We start from the raw sequence: 21,825 nt of genomic DNA, 5'->3' as shown, positions 1-21,825 counted from the left end.
ACACCGGCCCGGATCATCCGGGCCGGTCGTGGTGCGTATCGCCCCACACCCTCCGCCGATGACCAAGTCCGAACTGATCGAGATCCTCAGCCAGCGCCAGCCGCACCTGAAGCCAGACGACGTGGACCTTGCGGTCAAGTCGCTGCTGGAAATGATGGGGGGCGCCCTGGCCGAAGGTGAGCGCATCGAGATCCGCGGCTTCGGCAGTTTTTCGCTCCATTACCGTCCGCCCCGCATCGGTCGCAATCCCAAGACCGGCGATTCGGTGGCCCTGCCGGCCAAGCATGTTCCGCACTTCAAGCCTGGCAAGGAATTGCGCGAGCGCGTCAGCGATGTCGTCCCCATCGAGGACGGCGCCGACTGACACCGGCCCATGCGTCTGGACGACGCGCGCTCGGCTAAGCTAGGGCGGTCCCAGCTAGGAGTGGCTTCATGAATGTCCTTCGCCTGATCGTGGCGATTCTTCTTATTGCAGTGGGGCTGGTGGCAGGTGTCCAGAACACCGACCAGGTCACGCTCAAGTTCCTGACCGCTTCTGTCCAGACCTCTTCCGGTGTGGCCATCATGCTTTCCGTGCTGATCGGCGCCATCGCTGGGGTGCTGATCGTGCTGGCGACCATGGTCTGGCCGCTGTACAGCAAGCTGCGCCGCCTGAACCGCGAAGCGGCCCGTGCCGTGCCCGTCTCTGAGCCGCCGACCACGCCGCCCGCAGGTCTCTGACGCATGGAAGCGCTCAATGAATGGATCTGGTTCATCCTGTTCGTGCCGTTGGCGGCGCTGGCGGGCTGGATCATTGGACGCAGGGGCGGGCAGCGCCATGGGTTTTCCCAGGTCAGCCGGCTGTCCAGTACGTATTTCCGGGGCCTGAACTATCTGCTCAACGAGCAGCCGGACAAGGCGATCGAGCTGTTCCTGCATATCGCCGAGCTGGACAAGGAAACCTTCGAGACCCAGGTCGCGCTGGGTCATCTGTTCCGTCGTCGCGGCGAGGTCGACCGTGCCATCCGCCTGCACCAGGGACTGGTACAGCGCCCGGACCTGAGCGACCAGCAGCGCGTGCAGGCCTTGCTCGCCCTGGGCGAGGACTACATGCGTTCAGGCCTGTTGGATCGGGCCGAGACGGTGTTCGGCGATCTGGCCAAGATCGACCAGCGCGCGCCGCAGGCGCTCAAGCACCTGATCGGGATCTACCAAGCCGAGCGCGACTGGGCCAAGGCGATCGAGAACGCCGCGCGCTACGAGGAAGTCACCGGCGAGCCGATGGGCAAGCTGATCAGCCAGTTCGAGTGCGAGCTGGCCGAGCGCTATCGCACCGCCAACCAGCAAGAAGATGCGCGCGCGGCCGTCGCGCGGGCCTACCAGGCCGATGCCAAAAGCGTGCGCGCCGGCCTGATCGAGGGCCGCATCGAGTCCGAGGCAGGCAACTACGAGGCGGCGATCCGCGCATTCGAACGGGCTGCCCGCCACGACCCGGAGTTCCTGCCCGAGCTGATGGCGAGCCTGCTGGCCGCCTACCAGGAGGTTGGCGACCTGTCCGGGGCGCGCGCCTTCCTGTCGGAGATGTGCGAGCACTATCGCGGCATCTCGCCAGTGCTGGCGCTGACCAAGCTGGTCGAAGCCCAGGACGGGGTGCCTGCCGCGCGTGCGTACCTGGCAAGACAGCTGAAGGACCGTCCGTCGGTGCGCGGCGAAGCGGCGCTGATCGATCTCACCCTGGCCGAAGGCGCAGACTCCACCGCCACGCTGTCCGACCTGAAGCACATCACCGATCAGCTGCTGGTGCGTAATCCCAGCTATCGCTGCAACCGCTGCGGCTTCGGTGCGCGCACGCACCACTGGCAGTGTCCGAGCTGCAAGGAGTGGGGGTCGATCAAGCCCTTGCTCAACTACGCGGTCGTATGACGCCTGCGAGCCTCGCACTGTGGGCCGGATGCTGCGCTTTGACGGCGGTGCTGACCTGGATGGCGATCCGTTATGCCAAGCGCGCAGGCCTAATCGACGCACCGGGCGAGCGCCGCAGTCACGTCCAGGCCACGCCACGCGGTGGCGGGGTCGCCATCGTGGTGGTCATGGGGCTGGCCAGCCTGCTGCTTTGCCTGGCGGGCCGGCTCGCCGTGGTGGAGGTCGCCTTGGCGTTGGCCGGCCTGGGCCTGGTCGCGGTGCCGGGCTGGATCGATGACCACCGCTCCCTGCCGGTCTGGCCCAGGCTGCTGGCCCACGCGCTTGCGGCCGTCTGTGTCGCGGTCCTGGCCTGGCGCGCGAGCCAGTCGCTGCTGCATGCCGCGGTGGGATTTGCGGCGAGCCTTGCGCTGGTGAATATCTGGAACTTCATGGACGGCATCAACGGCATCGCCACCACGCAGGCGGGGCTGGTTGCGGCGGGATTCGCGGTGCTGTTGTGGCCGTCCGCGTGGGCCATGCTGGCGCTGTGCCTGGTGGCATGCGCGCTGGGCTTTTTGCCATTCAACTTTCCCCGCGCCCGCATTTTCCTGGGGGATGTTGGAAGCGGTTCCCTGGGCTATCTGCTGGCCTTGTTCGGTGTATTGGCGTGGCCAGCATCCGGATGGTCGCTGGCGGTGGTCCTGCCCCTGATCGCCTTCGCAGTCGACGCCGGCTTCACTTTGCTCAGGCGCATGCTCGCCGGCGAACGCTGGTGGACGCCACACGCCTCCCACGCCTATCAGCGCCTGGCCCGACGGTGGGGCCATCCCGCTGTGACAGGTGCTTATGGTCTGTTCACTGCCTGCGCGGTACTTGTTGCGCTGCAATTTTCCACCCCCCTGTCCCCCCTCCCGTTGCTGCTGGCGCTGCTGTTGTTGGTCAGCGCCGCTGCGGCCTGGTGGAAGGTCACCCGCCACTGGGCTTGAGGTCTGAATGTCCCTAACCAAGGATTCCTGGCGCATTTCATTGGCTGGTCGCCTGCCGCGACTGGCGGTGTCCGCGCACGATTTGTTGGTGACCTGGATCTGCTGGCAGGCCTTGCACCATGTGCGCTACGCCATGCTGCCCATCCCGCCGGATTACCCGCTGATCTCCCTTGAGGTCGTCATCGTGCTGTTGGCGCAGGGGCTGGTGTTCCGCCTGGTGGGGCTCTACCAGGGGCTGTGGCGATTCGCCAGCGTGCCGGACCTGATCAACATCCTGAAGTCCGCCGTCATGGGCGTGCTGGCCATTACGCTGGGCCTGGGGCTGTACAACCGGCTCGATGGGGTGCCGCGCACCGTGCTGGCGCTCTATCCCTTCGCCCTGATGGGCGGCCTGGGGCTCCCGCGCCTGGTCTACCGGGCCTGGAAGGACCATCAGCTCGGCGAAGTGCGCGGCGCCTCGGCCCAGCGCGTGCTGATCCTGGGCGCGGGGCAGGCCGGCGAGGCGCTGTTGCGCGACCTGCTGCGCAATGGTGCCTACCAGCCCGTGGGATTCCTGGACGATGCACGCGAGCTGCACGGCACGCGGGTGCATGGCATCCGCGTCCTGGGCGGCCTGGATGACGCCAATCGCGTGGCCAAGGAGTCGGCCGCCAAGATGCTGGTCATTGCCATGCCCTCGCTGGACGCCTCGTCCATGCAGCGCGTGTTGGCGATCTGTGAGGGCACCGGCCTGCCGTTTCGCAAGGTGCCGCGCCTGGTCGACGTGCTGGAAGGCCGCTCGGCGCCCGGCGCGCTGGAAGAGGTGGCCATCGACGATCTGCTCGGCCGCAAGCCGATCACGCCGGACTGGAAGCTCATCCGTGGCTGGCTGGGCGGGCGTGCGGTCCTGGTGACAGGGGCGGGTGGTTCGATCGGCTCGGAGCTGTGTCGCCAGTGCGCGCGCCATGGCGCGACCAAGATCGCACTGCTGGAAATCAGCGAGTACTCCCTGCTCAAGGCCCAGGCAGATCTGCATCGGGCCTTCCCGGACGTGGAGATCGTGCCGATCCTGGGCAACTGCGGAGATCCGGCTCTGGCGCGTCGCGCGCTGGAGCTGGCGCAACCCGACGCGGTCTTCCATGCCGCGGCCTACAAGCAGGTGCCCCTGCTGGAAACCCAGCTGCGCGAAGCCGTTCGCAACAACGCGCTGGCCTCCGAGACGATGATCAAGGCCTCCAAGGCCGCCGGTGTCGGCACCTTCGTGCTGATCTCCACCGACAAGGCGGTCGATCCTGCCAACACGCTGGGGGCGACCAAGCGCCTGGCCGAGATGCTGTGCCAGTCCGCCGATGATCTGACCTCCACGCGGTTCGTCACCGTGCGCTTTGGCAATGTGCTCGATTCGGTGGGCAGCGTGGTGCCGCTGTTCCGCGATCAGATCCGCGCCGGCGGCCCGGTCACGGTGACCGACCCGGACGTGACCCGTTACTTCATGACCATTCCCGAGGCCTGCCAGCTGATCGTGCAGGCCGCGGCCAGTGCGGCCCATGCATCGATCTACACCCTGGACATGGGCGAGCCGATCGCCATCCGGGTGCTGGCCGAGCAGATGATCCGCCTGGCAGGCAAGCAGCCCGGCCGGGATATCGCCATCGTCTACACGGGGCTGCGCCCGGGCGAGAAGCTCCACGAGACCCTGTTCCACGAGGAAGAGGCGTACCGGCCGACCTCGCACCCGAAGATTTTGCAGGCCCGTGCCCGCGAGGTGTCGGCCGAGGCGCTGAGCAAGGCCCTGGTCCAGCTGCGCCAGGCCGTCATCGACTACGACGAGGACCAGATCTGGCGTCTGCTGAAAACCACGGTCCCGGAGTTTTCTCCAGATAATCCTCACGAGTCGACTGATACGATCGTTCAGTTCCCCATCCGAGAAGCGAGAAACAGTAGATGACGCAACGCATCCGTAAGGCCGTTTTCCCAGTCGCAGGCCTGGGCACGCGCTTTTTGCCCGCTACCAAGACGGTACCCAAGGAGATGCTCCCGATCATCGACCGGCCGCTGATCCAGTACGCGGTGGACGAGGCTGTCGAGGCCGGCTGTGACACGCTGATCTTCGTGACCAACCGCTACAAGCACGCCATCGGCGACTACTTCGACAAAGCCTACGAGCTGGAAGACAAGCTGGAGGCCTCGGGCAAGCTGGAGCTGCTGGACAAGGTGCGCAATCCGCTGCCCAAGGGCGTACGCGCGATTTTCGTCACCCAGGGCGAGGCGCTGGGCCTGGGCCATGCGGTGCTGTGCGCCAAGCCGATCGTCGGCGACGAGCCGTTTGCGGTGATGCTGCCGGACGACATGATCGTCAACCAGGGCGGTGACGGTGCGCTCAAGCAGATGGCCGAGGCGCACGCGGCCACCGGCGCCAGCCAGATCGCGGTGCAGGACGTCGAGCCCTCCAAGACCGCCAGTTACGGCATCGTGGCCACAGACGCCTTCGACGGCCGCAGCGGCAAGATCAATGCCATGGTCGAAAAGCCAAAGCCGGAAGACGCGCCGAGCAACCTGGGCGTGGTCGGCCGTTACGTGCTCGACGGCAGCATCTTCAAGCTGCTGGAAGAGACCAAGCCGGGCGCCGGCGGTGAGATCCAGCTCACCGACGCCATCGCCACGCTGCTCAAGCAGAAGCCGGTGCATGCCTATCGCTTCCAGGGCACGCGTTTCGACTGCGGCGCGCACATCGGCCTGGTCGAGGCGACGATCCACTACGCGCTGCAGAGCGAAAAGATCGGTGACGCGGCGGCCGAGGCCATGCGCAATGCGCTCAAGGAACTGGGCGTGCGCGCCTCGGCTTGAGAAGGCCTGTAGGGTGGACAACGCGAAGCTTGTCCACCTGACGCGCTGAGACACGGAGCCCTAGGAAGTATCCGAGGGCCCGTCATTCCACACTTGAACGACTAAGTCTCACAGCATCCGATGTCAGGTTTCTGGCATCGGATTTTTTTGTGCCCATCGAGCCCACATTCGTGGAACCTTCCGATGGGATGACTCCGGCGGACCGGCCGGCGGTGTGCTTTTGCCGCGGTGGTGGATGTAGGAGCGTCATCCACCCTACGGTTGTGGGCAAGAAGAAGGCGGCCATGGGCCGCCTTCTTTGTCTCGCGGACAGGGCAGGGAACGGAGCCCCTGCCGCGCCAGGCTCAGAGCGCTTCGAAGATGCCCGCCGCGCCCATGCCAGTGCCGATGCACATGGTCACCATGCCGTACTTCTGCTGGCGGCGACGCAGGCCATGGACCAGGGTGGCGGTGCGGATTGCACCGGTCGCCCCCAGCGGGTGGCCCAGGGCGATGGCGCCGCCGAGCGGGTTGACCTTGGACGGGTCCAGCTCGCTGTCGCGGATCACCGCCAGCGACTGGGCAGCGAAGGCCTCGTTGAGCTCGATCCAGTCCAGCTGGTCCTTGCTCAGGCCCGCCTGCTTGAGCGCCTTGGGAATCGCCGCGATCGGGCCGATGCCCATCACTTCCGGGCGCACACCGGCCACCGAGAAACTGACGAAGCGGGCCAGCGGGGTCAGGCCGTAGTCCTTGATCGCCTGCTCGGAAGCCAGCAGCACCGCACCGGCGCCATCGCTCATCTGCGAGGAATTGCCCGCGGTCACGCTGCCCCCGAACTGGCCATTGCGGAACACCGGGCGCAGCTTGGCCAGGCCTTCGAGCGAGGAATCCGGACGCGGGCCCTCGTCGTGCTCGACCAGCAGCTTGCGCAGGGCGATGGTGTTGCCGTCGGCCAGGTTGGGCTGGTAGGAGTGGATCTCGTACGGCGTGATTTCCGAGGCGAACTCGCCTGCCTGGATCGCCGCGATCGCCTTCTGGTGCGACGCCAGGGCAAAGGCATCCTGGTCCTCGCGCGAGACCTTCCATTCCTCGGCGACCTTCTCAGCCGTGATGCCCATGCCGTAGGCGATAGCGACATGGTCGTCCTTGAACACCGACGGGCTCAGGGCGACCTTGTTGCCCATCATCGGCACCATCGACATCGATTCGGTGCCGCCGGCCAGCATCAGGTCGGCGTTGCCCAGGCGGATCTGGTCGGCGGCCAGCGCCACGGCCTGCAGGCCGGAGGAACAGAAACGGTTGATGGTCTGCGCGGCGATCACGTCGGGCAGGCCGGCCAGCAGCAGGCCGATGCGCGCCACGTTCATGCCTTGCTCGCCCTCGGGCATGGCGCAGCCGATGATGGCATCGTCGATGCGGCTCGCATCGATGCCCGGCGCCTGCGCCACGACCGCCTTCAGCACATGCGCCAGCATGTCATCAGGGCGGGTATTGCGGAACACGCCCTTGGGCGCCTTGCCGACCGGGGTGCGGGTGGCGGCGACGATGTAGGCGTCCTGGATCTGCTTGGTCATTTGGGTTTCTCCGGAGGCCGGGATTGGGGATTCGGGATTGGGGATTCGTAAGTGCGGATCCCGACACGAACGCTTCTGCCCGGCGGATGAATGTGTTGGAGGCGAGAGGGTCGAGGGGAGGAGATCCGCTTCAACGAATCCCCAATCCCCAATCTCAGTTCCTAAGCGGCTTCCCAGTCTTGAGCATGTGCGCGATGCGCGCCTGGGTCTTGTCCTGCTGGGCCAGCTCGACGAAGTGGCGGCGTTCCAGCTTGAGCAGCCATTCCTCGTCCACCAGCGCGCCGCGATCCACCTCGCCGCCGCACAGCACGGTGGCGATGCGGGTGGCGATCTCGTAGTCGTACTCGCTGATGAAACGGCCTTCCAGCATGTTGACCAGCAGCATCTTGAAGGTGGCGATGCCGACGTCGCCGGCGACCTGGATGCGGCGTGCGGGCAGGGGCGGGCGGTAGCCCGACTCGGCCAGCGCCGCGGCCTCGTTCTTGGCGATGTACAGCGACTCGTAGGCGTTGAAGACCACCTTGTCGGTCGGCCGCAGCAGGCCCAGTTCCTGCGCATTGACCGCCGAGTTGGAGACCTTGGCCATGGCGATGGTCTCGAAGGTCTTCTTCAGCTCGGCGAACACGTCGCCGCCCGGGCCGGCGGCCACCGAGGCGCGCGCGGCCAGTTCCTTCAGGCCGCCACCGGCCGGCAACAGGCCCACGCCGGCCTCGACCAGACCGATGTAGCTCTCCAGGCCGGCCACGGTCTTGGCGCTGTGCATCTGAAATTCGCAGCCGCCGCCCAGGGCCAGGCCGCGCACCGCGGCCACCACCGGCACGAGCGAGTACTTGATGCGCTGGCTGGTGGCCTGGAAATTGGCGACCATGGCCTCGAACGCGTCCACCTTGCCCGCCTGCAGCAGGCCCAGCGCACCGGCCAGGTCGGCACCGGCGGAGAAGGGCTCCTTGGGCTGCCAGATCACCAGACCCTTGTAGTCCTTCTCGGCGCGGGTCACCGCTTCCTGCAGGCCGTCGAGGACCTGGTCGGACACGGTGTGCATCTTGGTCTTGAAGCTGACCACGGCCACGTCGTCGCCGTCGTGCCACATGCGCACGCCATCGTTTTCGTAGACGGTCTCGCCCTGCAGGAAGCGCTCGCCCAGCACCGGGTCGGGGAAGCGCTGACGCTTGTACACCGGCAGCGACGAGCGCGGCAGCTTGGCGTTCTGCACCGGGCTGTAGGAGCCTTCGGCACCGTGCACGCCCTCGCGGCCGTCGAACACCCAATCCGGCAGCGGCGCGTCGGACATGGTCTTGCCGGCCACGATGTCATCGGCGATCCACTGCGCCACCTGCTTCCAGCCCGCGGCCTGCCAGGTCTCGAACGGCCCCAGCGACCAGCCGTAGCCCCAGCGGATGGCCAAATCCACGTCGCGCGCGGTCTCGGCGATGTCGGCCAGGTGATAGGCGCTGTAGTGGAACAGGTCGCGGAAGGTCGCCCACAGGAACTGCGCCTGTGGGTGCTGGCTCTCGCGCAGCCTGGCGAACTTCTCGGCCGGGTCCTTGATCTTGAGGATCTCGACGACCTCCGGTGCAGCTGTGCGGTCCGAAGCGCGGTAGTCCTGTTTCTCCAGATCAAGGACAAGGATGTCCTTGCCGGCCTTGCGGAAGATGCCGGCGCCGGTCTTCTGGCCCAGCGCGCCCTTGGCGATCAGCGCCTCCAGCCACTTGGGCGACTTGAAATAGGCATGCCAGGGGTCGTCGGGCAGGGTGTCGGCCATGGTCTTGATGACGTGGGCCATGGTGTCCAGGCCAACCACGTCGGAGGTGCGATAGGTGGCCGACTTCGGCCGGCCCACCAGGGGGCCGGTCAGCGCATCGACCTCGTCGAAGCCCAGCCCGGACTCCTGCGTGTGGTGAATCGTGGACAGGATGGAGAACACGCCGATGCGGTTGCCGATGAAGTTCGGCGTGTCCTTGGCGTAGACCACACCCTTGCCCAGGGTGGTGACCAGGAAAGTCTCCAGGCCCTCCAGCACGGCCACGTCGGTGGTCCTGGCCGGGATCAGCTCGGCCAGGTGCATGTAGCGCGGCGGGTTGAAGAAATGCACGCCGCAGAAGCGGTGGCGCAGCTGCTCGGGCAGCACTTCGGACAGCTTGTTGATGCCAAGGCCCGAGGTGTTGGAGGCCAGCACCGCGTGGTCGGCCACGAACGGGGCGATCTTGGCGTACAGGTCCTGCTTCCAGTCCATGCGCTCGGCAATGGCCTCGATGATCAGGTCGCACTCGCGCAGCAGCTCCAGGTCGCTGCCGTAGTTGGCCGGGGTGATGGCCTCGGCCAGGCCCTTGGCGGCCAGCGGGGCGGGCGAGAGCTTGCCCAGGTTGGCGATGGCCTTGAGCACGATGCCGCTGGCCGGTCCCTCCTTGGCAGGGAGATCGAACAGGATCGTATCGACGCCTGCGTTGGTCAGGTGCGCCGCGATCTGGGCACCCATGACGCCGGCGCCGAGGACGGCCACGCGGCGGACGAGAAGTTTCTGGGACATGCGGATCAAGCCTCTGAAGGATCAGGGGAAGCGGTGGGACGCCCGCCGCCGGCATGGAAGCCGGCTTCGGCGAAGCGGATGAGTTCTGCGGCGGCCTGGGCACGGTGCTGGGCTTCGCTGACCCCCTGCGGGCGCTTGATCACGCCGAAGTCGGCCATTGCGTAGGTCAGGGCGCCGGCCAGGAAGTCCAGCCGCCAGTACAGGGTTTCCTTGTCCAGGTCGGGCAGGCAGGCGGCCATGGCCCGGCCGAAGTCGCGCAGCACGTGGCCATAGTGGTCGGACAGGAAGCGCCGCAAGCTGTCGTTTTTTTCCGCGTAGGCACGGGCGATGACGCGGACAAAGGCGCCACCGCCGTTGCGGTCCAGCGCCATGGCCAGGGCCGGCTCGACGAAGGCCGCCAGGATCGGGCGCAGCTGGCCCGGATGCGCCGACAGCGCGCGCTCCAGCTGCGACAGCCGCAGCGCGGACATCACGTCCATGCGCCGGCGGAACACCTCGTTGACCAGGTTTTCCTTGGAGCCGAAGTGGTAGTTGACCGCCGCGATGTTCACGTCGGCCTTGCTGGTCACCTGGCGCAGCGAGGTCCCGGCGAACCCGTGGAGCGCGAACAGCTCCTCGGCAGCGCCAAGGATGCGGTCTTTGGTGGAGAACTGCGCAGCGGGTCCCATCTGGCCTGGCACATGAATCAAACGATTGTTTGAGTCTACGCCGCCCGTGCGCCCTGTCATGCTGCATCGCCGCATCCGCAGAGGTGCACGAGCGCCCGGCTTGCGTTAGAATTTGCGCAGGAATAAAGCCTAAGCCCGCGTTTCGACGCGGGTTTTTTTCATGTAACCTCGGGTCCTTGAGTGACCCGCCCACCGGAGAACATCCATGGCGCTGGAGCGCACCCTGTCCATCATCAAGCCCGATGCCGTCGCCAAGAACGTCATCGGCGAGATCTACGCCCGCTTCGAGAAGGCCGGCCTGAAGGTCGTGGCGGCCAAGTACAAGCAGCTGTCGCGCCGCGAGGCCGAGGGCTTCTACGCCGTGCACAAGGACCGCCCGTTCTTCAACGCGCTGGTCGAGTTCATGATTTCCGGCCCGGTGATGATCCAGGCGCTGGAAGGCGAGAACGCCGTGGCCGCGCACCGCGAGCTGCTGGGCGCGACCAACCCCAAGGACGCCGCCCCGGGCACCATCCGCGCCGACTTCGCCGACTCCATCGATGCCAACGCCGCCCATGGCTCGGACTCGGTCGAGAACGCCGCCATCGAAGTGGCTTACTGGTTCGCCTCCACCGAAGTGGTTTCGCGCTGAGGTAGCGCCACCGTGAAAGAGATCGTGTTGATTCCCAGCGTGACGACCACCGGCGAGCCCCTCGCCACGGTGGCCGTGCGCAAGCAGAACCTGCTCGATCTCGATCGCGGCGGGCTGGAACGCTTCTTCGAGGACACCCTTGGCGAGAAGCGTTTCCGCGCCCACCAGGTGATGAAGTGGATCCACCACCGCTACGTCACCGACTTCGACGAGATGACCGACCTGGGCAAGCCGCTGCGCGCCAAGCTGCAGCAGCATGCCGAGGTGGTCGTGCCGAACGTGGTGTTCGACAAGCCTTCCGCCGACGGCACCCATAAGTGGCTGCTGTCGATGGGCGCCGATGGCAAGAACGCCATCGAGACGGTGTACATCCCGGACAAGACCCGCGGCACGCTATGCGTGTCCTCGCAGGTCGGTTGCGCGCTGAACTGCCAGTTCTGCTCGACCGCCACCCAGGGCTTCAACCGCAACCTGTCCACGGCCGAGATCATCGGCCAGGTCTGGGTGGCCGCGCGCCACCTGGGCAACGTGCCGGCGCAGATCCGTCGCCTCACCAACGTGGTGATGATGGGCATGGGCGAGCCGCTGGCCAATTTCGACAACGTCGTGCGCGCCATGAGCATCATGCGCGACGACCTGGGCTATGGCCTGGCCAGCAAGCGGGTGACCCTGTCCACCGCCGGCATGGTGCCGATGATCGACCGCCTCTCCACCGAGAGCGACGTGTCCCTGGCCGTGTCCCTGCATGCGGCCGAGGACGACTTGCGCAGCGAGCTGGTGCCGCTGAACAAGAAGTACCCGGTCGAGCAGCTGATGGCCGCCTGCGCGCGCTATCTCAAGGCCAGTCCCAAGCGCGACTCGATCACCTTCGAGTACACCTTGATGCGCGGGGTCAACGACCAGCCCGCGCATGCTCGGGCGCTGGCCCGGCTGATGCGCAGCTTCGGCAACCAGATGCAGTCGCGCGAGGCCGGCAAGGTCAACCTGATTCCGTTCAACCCGTTCCCCGGCACGCGCTACGAGCGCTCGGACGAGACCAGCATCCGCGCCTTCCAGAAGATCCTGCTGGATGCGCAGGTGCTGACGATGGTCCGCCGCACGCGTGGCGACGATATCGATGCGGCCTGCGGGCAGCTCAAGGGGCAGGTGATGGACCGCACCCGCCGCCAGGCCGAGTTCAAACGCCATCTGCGGGAGCAGGGGCTGGACGATGCGGCGGCCTGAGCGAGCCCTGGTCTTGATCCCGCTGCTGGCAGCCGTGCTGGTGCTGGCCGGCTGTTCGCGCCTGACTTTCGTCAAGACCAAGCCGGAGATCGTCAAGTTCAAGAAGCACGAGTCGCCTTATGAGGTAAAGGACAGCGCCGCGACCCGGCAGCGCCTGGCCGAGCAGGCGCGCGTGGACCGGGCTTGGCAGCGGCTGACGGCGGGCGATGTGGAGGAAGCCGGGCGCGAGGCCTCGGCAGTGTTGAAGGCCGACCAGGACAATGTGGCGGCCCACACCATCATGGGCATCGTCCAGTCCAGCCGGGGCCAGGCCGCGGCCGCCGGCCAGCACTACCGCCGCGCCGCCGAGCTGTCGCCCAAGGATCCGGGCGTCATCAACAATTACGGGGCTTGGCTGTGCGGCAATGGCAGTCCGGCCGAGGCGCTGGTGTGGTTCGACCGTGCGCTGGCGCTGCCGAACTACACCAGTCCGGCCTCGGCGCTGGCCAATGCCGGCGGCTGCGCGCTGCAGGTGGGCCAGTACGAGCGTGCCGAGCGCGATCTGCGCAAGGCGCTCGAGCTCGACCCGGTCAATGCCTACGCCTTGGCTTCCATGGCCTCCAATGAGCACCGCAAAGGCCGCGATTTCGAGGCCCGCGCCTTCATCGAACGTCGCCTGGCAGCTGCACCAGCGGATGCTGGCGTGTTACAACTTGCAGCAGACATCGAAAGTGGGCTGGGCGACAAGGTAGCCGCCAGCCGATACCTGCAGCGCCTGGGGACGGAGTTTCCCCGCCAGGGCGCGGCGAATTCCGGGGATTCCGCAAGACCATGACGGAACACAACCGCAGTCCCAACGCGGCCGGGCAGGCTGCTGAATGCGGCGCGATGCTGCGGCAAGCGCGCGAGGATGCCGGGCTGGACATCGCCCAGGTCAGCCAGTCCTTGAAGGTGCCCATGCGCATCGTCAGCGCCCTGGAGGCCGGACAGTGGGAGCGCCTGGGCGCACCAGTATTCGTGCGCGGACAGCTGCGCAGCTATGCGCGCCTGCTCAAGGTCGATGTCGCGCCCTATCTGGACGGTGCCGAGGTCGGCGCGGTGCGCCCTTCGGACATCGTCAGCCACGTCCACACGCCGGCCTACCAGCGCCTGTTCGAAGCCACCGCCCGCCGCGCGGTCTACGTGGTGATCACGGTGTGCTTCTTCGCCGTGCCGGTGTGGCTGGCCACCCGCGGACCCGGTCCGCAGACCACCGCCTCGCTGGACGAGGCCCCGACCGCACCTGCGGCCGGCGAGCTGGCGCCGCAGGTGCAGAAGCAGCAGACCGAGCAGGCGGCGCGTCGTCCGGACCCGTCTCCGCTGGCGGCCTCGATGACGCCACCGCTGTCGAGCACGCGCGATGCTCCCGTCGCCGAGGCATCGGACAGCGCCGGGCTGCGCCTGAGCTTCCGCGGCGACAGCTGGGTGCAGGTCATCGCCGCCGATGGCACCGCCCTGGAGAAGGGCGTGCTCAAGGCCGGCGACGTGCGTGACTTCCCGGCCGGCCAGGTGCAGCGCGTGGTGCTGGGCAATGCGGCTGCGGTGGATGTTCAGCGAGCCGGGAGTACGGTAGCCCTCGATCCCTACCGGCGGGGCAACGTGGCCCGCTTTGAGGTATCCTCCGACGGCTCCCTCGTGCCGGTCCAGCAGTGACCTGCCCGGGGGTTCGTCCGTTTTGATGCGGCGGCACCGGAACACTTCTTAGAACGACAACACCCTGCCGGTGTGCGGGGCGAGAGTAAGCATGGCGATTGATGATCTGCTCGACGAGCACGAACAAGGCGAGCGCGTCCGCGGCTGGCTGAGAAACAACGGCGCGGGACTGGCAGGCGGTGTGCTCATCGGCCTGGCGCTGATCTTCGGTTGGCAGTGGTGGCAGAAGCGCACGCATCTGCAGGACCAACAGGCCTACGACCGCTACGACCAGGCGAGCAAGGCGGTGGCCGCCGGCGATCTGGCCAAGGCCGAGGTTTCGGCCATGGGCGCCGACAGCGGCGTCTACGGCACCCTGGCGCAGCTGTCGCTGGCCAAGGCGCAGGTCGATGGCAAGAAGCTGGACGAGGCCATCGCCACCCTGCGCGCGATCAAGCCCGAGCCGGCGCTGCGCTTGGTGGTCAACCAGCGCCTGGCGCGCCTGTTGATCGAGACCGGCAAGCCGGACGAGGCGGTCAAGGTCATCGGCGAGTCCTCGCTGGCGTCCGACCTGGAAATCCGCGGCGATGCGCTGCTGGCCGCGGGCAAGCAGGAAGAAGCCAAGGCCGCCTATCTGAAGGCGCTGACCTCGATGGACGTGGCCGCGCCGGAGCGGCGCCTGGTCGAAATCAAGCTCACCCATGCCGGCGGCACACCGCCTGAAGTCGCGGAGTCCACCTGATGCAACGCAAGTCCGTTTTCGTCCAGCGCGCGCTGGTGATCTCCGCCATGGCGCTTGCGCTGGGCGGCTGCAGCACCGTCAAAGGCTGGTTCAGCAGCAAGGATTCCGACAAGAAGGCCGCCGAGCCGGCCGAGCTGGTGAAGCTGAAGAACAGCATCGCCATCGACAAGGTCTGGACCGCCTCGGCTGGCAATGGCGAGAAGAAGCTGGGCACGCGTCAGCGCCCGGCGGTGTCGCAGGGCCGCGTCTACGCGGCGGCCATCGAAGGTGGCGTGCATGCCTTCGACCTGCAGACCGGCAAGAGCATCTGGCGCTACAAGTCCGACGACCGGATTTCCGCGGTCGGTGCGGGCGATGGCCTGGTCGTGGCCGGCACCCTGGATGGCCAGCTGATTGCCCTGGATGGCGCCACCGGCGAGGAGAAGTGGAAGGCCAAGATCAACAGCGAGGTCATCGCGGCCCCGACGATCGGCCAGAACAATGTTGTGGTGCATTCCAACGATGGTCGCGTCACCGCCTACGACCACGATACCGGCGAGCGTCGCTGGTTCTGGAGCCATGAGTTGCCCTCGCTGACGGTCCGTGGCGGCAGCCCGGTGACGCTGGCGCCGAACATCGTCTTCGTCGGCAACGACGACGGCACCCTGACCGCACTGAGCCTGGCCGATGGCCGCCAGATGTGGGACCTGCCGATCGGTTCGGGCGAGGGCCGCACCGAGCTGGAGCGCATGGCCGACGTGGACGGCGCCCCGGTGATCGATGGCACCACCTTGCTGGCGACCAGCTTCAAGCGCGACACGGTGGCCATCGACGGCCCCAGCGGCCGTCCGATGTGGACTCGCGAGAATGGCGGCATGGGCGGTATCGGCATCGGCACTTCGGCGGCGGTGGTGACCGACCCGGATGGCAGCGTGTGGGCGCTGGACAAGAGCAGCGGCGGTTCGCTGTGGTCCAACACCACCCTGGCGCGGCGTTCGGTGACGGCCCCGGCCGTGCAGGGCGACTACGCGGTGGTGGCCGACTACAAGGGCTACGTGCACTGGATGCGCCTGGACAATGGCGAAGTCGTGGCGCGCGAGCGTGCCGGCGGCGACCCGATCAAGGGCCAGCCGGTGGTGGCCGACGGCATCCTGATCGTGCAGAACACCGACGGCAAGCTGACCGCGTTCAAGCTGCGCTGATCCAGCCGGCCTGGGTCCCAAACGGCGACCTGCCTTGCGGGTCGCCGTTGTCGTGTCGGACCGGGCGTGATCGGCCTGCCGGGCCAACTCCGGTAATCTTGTCGGCGCGCAAGCGCCGATTCCTCATTCTTTCCTGGTGTTCCTATGCTTCCCCTCGTCGCCCTGGTCGGGCGCCCCAACGTGGGCAAATCGACGCTGTTCAACGCGCTGACCCGCAGCCGCGACGCGCTGGTCCACGACCAGCCGGGCGTGACGCGCGACCGCAACTACGGGGTCTGCCGCCTGGACGAGGAACGCCATTTCGTCGTGGTCGATACCGGCGGTATCGCCGGCGATGAGGAAGGCCTGGCCGGCGCCACCGCGCGCCAGGCGCGGGCCGCGGCCGAGGAAGCTGACCTGGTGCTGTTCGTGGTCGATGGCCGCGAGGGCCCCTCGGCTCTGGACGACGACATCCTGCGCTGGCTGCGCAAGGCCGCCCGCCCGACGGTGCTGGTGATCAACAAGATCGACGGCATCGACGAGGAGGCGGCGCGCTCGGAGTTCGCCCGCTACGGCTTCGAGGACGTGCTGACCATCGCCGCCTCGCATCGCCAGGGCGTGGACGACCTGGTCGACGAGGCGTTGGCGCGGCTGCCCGAGGAGGGCGCCGGCGAGATCCTGGATACCGACCCCAACCGCATCCGCGTGGCCTTCGTCGGGCGCCCCAACGTGGGCAAGTCCACGCTGGTCAACCGCCTGCTGGGCGAGGAGCGGATGATCGCCTCGGACGTGCCGGGCACCACCCGCGATTCGATCGCGGTGGATCTGGAGCGCGATGGCCGCCTGTACCGGCTGATCGATACCGCCGGCCTGCGTCGCCGCGCCCGGGTAGAGGAGGCGGTGGAAAAGTTCTCGGTGTTCAAGACCCTGCAGGCGATCGAACAGTGCCAGGTCGCGGTGCTGATGCTCGATGCCACCGAGGGCGTGACCGACCAGGACGCCACGGTGCTGGGTGCGGTGCTCGACGCCGGCCGTGCGTTGGTGGTGGTGATCAACAAGTGGGACGGCCTGACGACCTACCAGCGCGAACAGGCCGAGGCGCTGCTCTCGCGCAAGCTGAGCTTCGTGGAATGGGCCGAGGTGGTGCGCATCTCCGCGCTGCATGGCTCGGGCCTGCGCGAGCTGTTCAAGGCCGTGCATCGCGCGCATGCCTCGGCCAATCGTGAGTTCGGCACCAGCGAGGTCAACAAGGCCCTGGAGATCGCCTACGAGACCAACCCGCCGCCGAGCATCCGCGGCCATGTCTCCAAGCTGCGCTATGTCCACCCAGGCGGGGCCAACCCGCCGACCTTCGTCGTCCACGGCACCCGCCTGAAGGTGCTGCCGGAGTCGTACAAGCGCTACCTGGAGAACTTTTTCCGCAAGCGCTTCAAGCTGGTAGGCACGCCGGTGCGCTTCATGTTTCGCGAGGGCACCAACCCCTACGAGGGCAAGAAGAACGTGCTGACCGAGCGCCAGATCGCCAAGAAGAAGCGCCTGATCCGCCACGTGAAAGGCCGCTGAGCCGTGCAGGCCTACCCGAGCCGCATCGCCTGGCGTGAGGCGCTGGAGATCGTGGCGGCCACCGCGCAGGCGCGACGTCTGCCGCTGGAGCGGCTGAGCCTGGGGCGCGTGGATGGCCGGGTGCTGGGCCAGGATCTGGTGGCGCCGATGGCGTTGCCACCGTTCGACAACAGCCGCATGGATGGCTTCGCGCTGCGCCATGCCGACCTGTCCACAGATGCGCCCACGCGCTTGCGCCTGGTGGGCGAGCAGTTCGCTGGGGCAGGCGAGGGCCTGAGTGTCGGTCCAGGCGAATGCGCGCGCATCACCACCGGCGCGGCGCTGCCCGCTGGCGCGGACACGGTGGTGATCAAGGAAGCGGTGATCCTGGTCGAGGACGGGATCCGCGTGCCGGCGGGCATCGCGCTGGGCGCGGACATTCGCCGGGCCGGCGAGGATGTGCGTGAGGGCGAGCTGGTGCTGCGCGCCGGGCAGGTGCTGACGCCGGCCCGGGTCTCGCTGGCCGCTGCGCTGGGCGTGAGCGACTTGGCGGTGGCGCGCCGCCCGACCGTGGCCGTGTTCACCACCGGCGATGAGCTTATCGAGCCGGGCATGCCGCTGCTGCCGGGGCAGATCTACGACAGCAATCGCGACCTGCTGATGGGTCTGCTGCGCGCGCAGGGACTGGAACCGGTGGCCTGGCCGCGCCTGCCGGACGATCCGGCGCGCATCGAACTGCTGTTGCGCGATGCGGCCAGCGCCTTCGATGTGGTGATCACCTGCGGCGCGGTCTCGGCCGGGGAGAAGGACCACTTGCCGGGGCTGCTGCAGCAGCATGGCCAGATCGATTTCTGGAAGGTGCGCATGAAGCCCGGCATGCCGGTGCTGTTCGGGCGCATGGACCAGGCGGTGTTCCTGGGGCTGCCGGGCAATCCGGTCTCGGTGCTGGCCACCTTCCTGATGCTGAGCCGGCCGTTGCTGGACGGCCTGCAGGGTCGCCAGGACGCGCGCCCGGTGGTCACTGCGGCCTTACGCGCGCCCTGGCGCAAGACTCATGCACGGCTGGAGTTCCTGCGCGGGCAATTGCAGTACGGCGAGGATGCAACGCTGGGCGTGTTGCCCAATCCGGCCGACGCCTCGCACCGCTTGCGCGGCGCGGCGCAGAGCGATGCGCTGATCCTGCTGGAAGAAGGCGAGCGCGAATACGCGCTGGGCGAACGCGTCACGGTGTTCCCGTACTGATCGCCTGGCCAGCGCCCATAATCGGCGCATGAGCATCGAACGCATCAGCCCACGGGAGGCCCAGCAGCGCCTCCGGCAGGGGGCCTTCCTGATCGATGTGCGCGAGCCGCACGAACACGCAGGTGGCCACGCCCAGGGCGCCGCCTTGGTGCCCAAGGCCAGCCTGCTGGCCGAACCGGCGCGCCACCTGCCGGCCGGGGGCGCCCAAGCGCTGCTGATCTGCCAGTCCGGGGCGCGCTCGCTGGAGGCGGCGCAGATGCTGCGCACCGCCGGCTTCGCGCAGGTCGCCTCGATCGATGGCGGCACCTCGGGCTGGATGGCAGAGGGGCTGCCCATGGTGGTGCCCGAGCAGGATGCCCACACACGCGACTTCAACGAGCGCTACGCGCGCCACCTGCTGCTGCCGCAGGTGGGACAGGCCGGCCAGCGCCGCCTGCGCGCCTCGCGCGTGCTGCTGGTGGGTGCGGGCGGGCTGGGCTCGCCGGCCGCGTTCTATCTGGCCGCGGCCGGGGTGGGGACGCTGCGCATCGCCGACGACGACGTGGTCGAGCGCAGCAACCTGCAGCGACAGATCCTGCACGCCGAGGCGCGCGTGAGCATGCCCAAGGTGGCGTCGGCGGCCGTGGCCTTGCAGGCGCTCAATCCAGGCGTGTGCGTGGAGGCGGTCCCTGAGCGTGTCACCGCGGGCAATGTCGATCGGCTGCTCGACGGCATCGATGTGGTGGTCGATGGTGCGGATAATTTCGCCACGCGCTATGTGCTCAACGATGCCTGCGTGCGGCTGGGCAAGCCGCTGGTGTATGGGGCGGTGCAGCGCTTCGAAGGCCAGGCCAGTGTGTTCGATGCCGGCCGTCATCGCGGACAGCTGCCGTGCTATCGCTGCCTATTCCCCGCACCGCCACCGCCGGAACTGGCGCCGGACTGCGCGCAGGCGGGCGTGCTGGGCGTGCTGCCCGGGCTGGTCGGGATGATCCAGGCCAGCGAGGCGATCAAGCTGCTGCTGGGCATCGGCGAGCCGCTCAGCGGTCGCCTGCTGCATGTCGATGCGCTGACCATGCGCTTCCACGAGATGCGCCTGGCGGCCGATCCCGCGTGCCCGGTCTGCGCGCCTGGCGCGGTGAGCGAACAGCCATCGACAAACGGCGCGGACCAGGTCCGCGCCGGCTGACTGATCATGAGGCACACGTCGTGGATGCGGCAGCGGTCCATGTCAGCGCCGTGCCTGCGATGCTACGTTGCAATGCCCGTGGCTTGCCTGCGCCTGCGCGAGCCGCATCTCATCCAGCCACCTCTCGATGACCAAAGCCCCATGACCGGAACCCCTCGCGCATGAGCGCCCCTTCCGACACCAGCGAACTGGTCAGTGTCGTGGCCTTGCTGGGCGCGGCCGTGGTGGCCGTGCCGCTGTTCAGACGGCTGGGGCTGGGCTCGGTGCTGGGGTATCTGGCCGGCGGCCTGGTGATCGGCCCGTTCGGGCTGGGCTGGTTCTCCGACCCGCAGGCTATTCTGCACACGGCCGAGCTGGGCGTGGTGATGTTCCTGTTCGTGATCGGCCTGGAGATGCGGCCCTCGCACCTGTGGAGCCTGCGCAAGCAGATCTTCGGCCTGGGCACGCTGCAGATCGCCGCCTGCGCCGCGGCGCTGACCGTAGTCGGCAAGCTGTTCGGCTTCTCCTGGCCGGTGGCCTTCGTCGGGGGCGCCGGCTTCGTGCTGACCTCCACCGCGATCGTCATGCAGTTGCTGGGCGAGCGTGGCGATATCGCCTCGCCAGGCGGCCAGAAGATCGTCTCGGTGCTGCTGTTCGAAGACCTGCTGATCGTGCCGCTGTTGGCGCTGGTGGCCTTCCTGGCGCCGAGCGAATCGGCCGGGGCAGGCTCGCGTTGGACGGCCATCGGCATTGGCATGGCCAGCGTGGCCGGGCTGGTCGCGGCCGGCATCTGGCTGTTGAACCCGTTGTTCCGCGTGCTGGCCAGGGCGCGGGCGCGCGAGGTCATGACCGCCGCCGCGCTGCTGGTGGTGCTGGGCGCGGCGCTGCTGATGCAGCTCGGCGGCCTGTCGATGGCAATGGGCGCCTTCCTGGCTGGCGTGCTGCTGTCCGAGTCCACCTTCCGCCACCAGATCGAGGCGGACATCGAGCCTTTCCGCGGCATCCTGCTGGGCCTGTTTTTCCTCAGCGTGGGCATGTCGCTGGACCTGGCGGTGGTGGCGCGCAATTGGCCGCTGATCGTCTCGGCGGTGCTGGCGATGATGCTGGTCAAGGGCCTGTGCATCTACTTCGTGGCGCGGGTGGCGCGCAGCGGCCATGGCGAGGCGCTGGACCGGGCGGTGCTGATGGCCCAGGGCGGCGAGTTCGCCTTCGTGCTGTATTCGGCCGCGGCCTCGGAGGGGCTGATCGACGCCACGCTCAATGCCAACTTCACCGCCATCGTGGTGCTGTCCATGGTGCTCACGCCCATCGTGGTGATCCTGGCACGCGGCTTCATGCCCAAAGCCGAGCAGTCGATGGAGGGCATCGAGAAGGTCGAGGGGCAGACCGGCAGCGTGCTGATCATCGGTTTCGGCCGCTTCGGCCAGGTCATGAGCCAGGCGCTGCTGGCGCGCGACGTGGACGTGACCATCATCGATACCGACCTGGACATGATCCGCAGCGCCGAGGAATTCGGCTTCAAGATCTACTACGGCGACGGCACGCGCCTGGACGTGCTGCACGCCTCGGGCGCGGCCACGGCGCGGCAGATCGCCATCTGCATCGACGACCGCGAGGCGACCAACCGCATCGTCGAACTGTGCCGGCATGAGTTCGGCCAGGCCAAGGTGCTGGCGCGTTCGTTCGACCGCGAGCACTCCCTGGAGCTGGTCAACGCGGGCGTGGACTACCAGATCCGCGAGACCTTCGAATCGGCGGTGCGCTTTGGCCAGGCGGCGCTGGTGGAGCTGGGCATGGACGAGGCCGAGGCGCGCAACGTGGCCGCCGAGGTCAGGCGCCTGGACGCCGAGCGCTTCGACCTGGAAGTGGCCGCCGGCACCTCGCGCGCCGGGATTCCGCTGCTGATCGGCAATACCGCGCCGGCCACGCCCACGCCCTTCACCGTGCCGCGCCGCGAGAGCAAGCGGCTGGATGCCTCAGCGCCAGTGCAGGACGCGACCGGCGCCTGAGCCCCGCATCCGCCTGCGGTGTGGCGATGCGGGCGGT

Annotated in this window: 19 protein-coding genes; 16 read left to right on the top strand and 3 right to left on the bottom strand. The window is 67.8% G+C overall.

All coding sequences use genetic code 11. The annotated features are described in order from the left end of the window. Nucleotides 1-58: 58 nt before the first annotated feature. From EPA99_RS06050 to galU, 6 genes are all read left to right on the top strand, one after another. A complete protein-coding gene (locus EPA99_RS06050; protein WP_129470283.1) occupies nt 59-364 on the top strand; it encodes an integration host factor subunit beta in 306 nt (101 codons plus the stop codon). Nucleotides 365-432: 68 nt separating this feature from the next. Then, complete coding sequence (locus EPA99_RS06045; RefSeq protein WP_129470282.1) at nt 433-720, top strand: LapA family protein; 288 nt, start codon at nt 433-435, stop codon at nt 718-720. 3 nt (nt 721-723) lie between these two features. Then, a complete protein-coding gene (gene lapB, locus EPA99_RS06040) occupies nt 724-1,902 on the top strand; it encodes a lipopolysaccharide assembly protein LapB (protein ID WP_129470281.1) in 1,179 nt (392 codons plus the stop codon). 47 nt (nt 1,903-1,949) lie between these two features. Next, on the top strand, nt 1,950-2,867 hold the full coding sequence (locus EPA99_RS06035; RefSeq protein ID WP_241688296.1) for an MraY family glycosyltransferase: 918 nt from the start codon (nt 1,950-1,952) through the stop codon (nt 2,865-2,867). Nucleotides 2,868-2,874: 7 nt separating this feature from the next. Next, nucleotides 2,875-4,794, top strand: a complete 1,920-nt coding sequence (locus EPA99_RS06030; RefSeq protein ID WP_129470279.1) for a polysaccharide biosynthesis protein — start codon at nt 2,875-2,877, stop codon at nt 4,792-4,794. After that, on the top strand, nt 4,791-5,693 hold the full coding sequence (gene galU / locus EPA99_RS06025; protein WP_129470278.1) for a UTP--glucose-1-phosphate uridylyltransferase GalU: 903 nt from the start codon (nt 4,791-4,793) through the stop codon (nt 5,691-5,693). The genes EPA99_RS06030 and galU overlap by 4 nt, the downstream gene beginning before the upstream one ends. A 344-nt stretch (nt 5,694-6,037) precedes the next feature. Here galU and EPA99_RS06020 read toward each other — a convergent pair whose 3' ends face one another. The 3 genes from EPA99_RS06020 to EPA99_RS06010 form a co-directional block, all read right to left on the bottom strand. Then, nucleotides 6,038-7,246 (bottom strand): acetyl-CoA C-acyltransferase, encoded by a 1,209-nt coding sequence (locus EPA99_RS06020; RefSeq protein ID WP_129470277.1) that lies wholly within the window; start codon nt 7,244-7,246, stop codon nt 6,038-6,040. Between the two features lie 154 nt (nt 7,247-7,400). Continuing rightward, nucleotides 7,401-9,773 (bottom strand): 3-hydroxyacyl-CoA dehydrogenase/enoyl-CoA hydratase family protein, encoded by a 2,373-nt coding sequence (locus EPA99_RS06015; RefSeq protein WP_129470276.1) that lies wholly within the window; start codon nt 9,771-9,773, stop codon nt 7,401-7,403. 5 nt (nt 9,774-9,778) lie between these two features. Continuing rightward, on the bottom strand, nt 9,779-10,441 hold the full coding sequence (locus EPA99_RS06010; RefSeq protein ID WP_129470275.1) for a TetR/AcrR family transcriptional regulator: 663 nt from the start codon (nt 10,439-10,441) through the stop codon (nt 9,779-9,781). 205 nt (nt 10,442-10,646) lie between these two features. On the opposite strand from EPA99_RS06010, the gene ndk reads away from it, so the two are divergent. From ndk to EPA99_RS05960, 10 genes are all read left to right on the top strand, one after another. Beyond that, nucleotides 10,647-11,072 (top strand): nucleoside-diphosphate kinase, encoded by a 426-nt coding sequence (ndk, locus tag EPA99_RS06005; protein ID WP_129470274.1) that lies wholly within the window; start codon nt 10,647-10,649, stop codon nt 11,070-11,072. A gap of 12 nt (nt 11,073-11,084) precedes the next feature. Continuing rightward, entirely contained in the window at nt 11,085-12,296 is a 1,212-nt protein-coding gene (gene rlmN, locus EPA99_RS06000) for a dual-specificity RNA methyltransferase RlmN (RefSeq protein WP_129470273.1), read from the top strand. A 16-nt stretch (nt 12,297-12,312) separates the two neighbouring features. After that, nucleotides 12,313-13,110 (top strand): type IV pilus biogenesis/stability protein PilW, encoded by a 798-nt coding sequence (pilW, locus tag EPA99_RS05995; RefSeq protein ID WP_425479174.1) that lies wholly within the window; start codon nt 12,313-12,315, stop codon nt 13,108-13,110. Beyond that, nucleotides 13,107-13,967 (top strand): helix-turn-helix domain-containing protein, encoded by an 861-nt coding sequence (locus EPA99_RS05990; RefSeq protein ID WP_129470271.1) that lies wholly within the window; start codon nt 13,107-13,109, stop codon nt 13,965-13,967. The genes pilW and EPA99_RS05990 overlap by 4 nt, the downstream gene beginning before the upstream one ends. Before the next feature lie 91 nt (nt 13,968-14,058). Next, nucleotides 14,059-14,688, top strand: coding sequence for a YfgM family protein (locus EPA99_RS05985; RefSeq protein ID WP_129470270.1), 630 nt, complete (start codon nt 14,059-14,061; stop codon nt 14,686-14,688). Then, on the top strand, nt 14,688-15,869 hold the full coding sequence (gene bamB, locus EPA99_RS05980; RefSeq protein WP_129470269.1) for an outer membrane protein assembly factor BamB: 1,182 nt from the start codon (nt 14,688-14,690) through the stop codon (nt 15,867-15,869). Before EPA99_RS05985 ends, bamB begins: the two co-directional genes overlap by 1 nt. 144 nt (nt 15,870-16,013) lie before the next feature. After that, nucleotides 16,014-17,411, top strand: a complete 1,398-nt coding sequence (gene der / locus EPA99_RS05975; protein ID WP_129470268.1) for a ribosome biogenesis GTPase Der — start codon at nt 16,014-16,016, stop codon at nt 17,409-17,411. A gap of 3 nt (nt 17,412-17,414) precedes the next feature. Continuing rightward, complete coding sequence (locus EPA99_RS05970; RefSeq protein ID WP_129470267.1) at nt 17,415-18,632, top strand: molybdopterin molybdotransferase MoeA; 1,218 nt, start codon at nt 17,415-17,417, stop codon at nt 18,630-18,632. A gap of 28 nt (nt 18,633-18,660) precedes the next feature. Continuing rightward, nucleotides 18,661-19,800, top strand: coding sequence for a molybdopterin-synthase adenylyltransferase MoeB (gene moeB, locus EPA99_RS05965; protein WP_129470266.1), 1,140 nt, complete (start codon nt 18,661-18,663; stop codon nt 19,798-19,800). 161 nt (nt 19,801-19,961) lie between these two features. Continuing rightward, the gene (locus EPA99_RS05960) at nt 19,962-21,788 is read left to right on the top strand and encodes a monovalent cation:proton antiporter-2 (CPA2) family protein (protein ID WP_129470265.1); all 1,827 of its coding nucleotides are present in this window, start codon (nt 19,962-19,964) and stop codon (nt 21,786-21,788) included. Nucleotides 21,789-21,825: the final 37 nt, after the last annotated feature.

The organism is Pseudoxanthomonas composti (genome assembly GCF_004122095.1).
Classification (GTDB): domain Bacteria; phylum Pseudomonadota; class Gammaproteobacteria; order Xanthomonadales; family Xanthomonadaceae; genus Pseudoxanthomonas_A; species Pseudoxanthomonas_A composti.
This window is presented reverse-complemented; position numbering and strand designations above follow the sequence as displayed.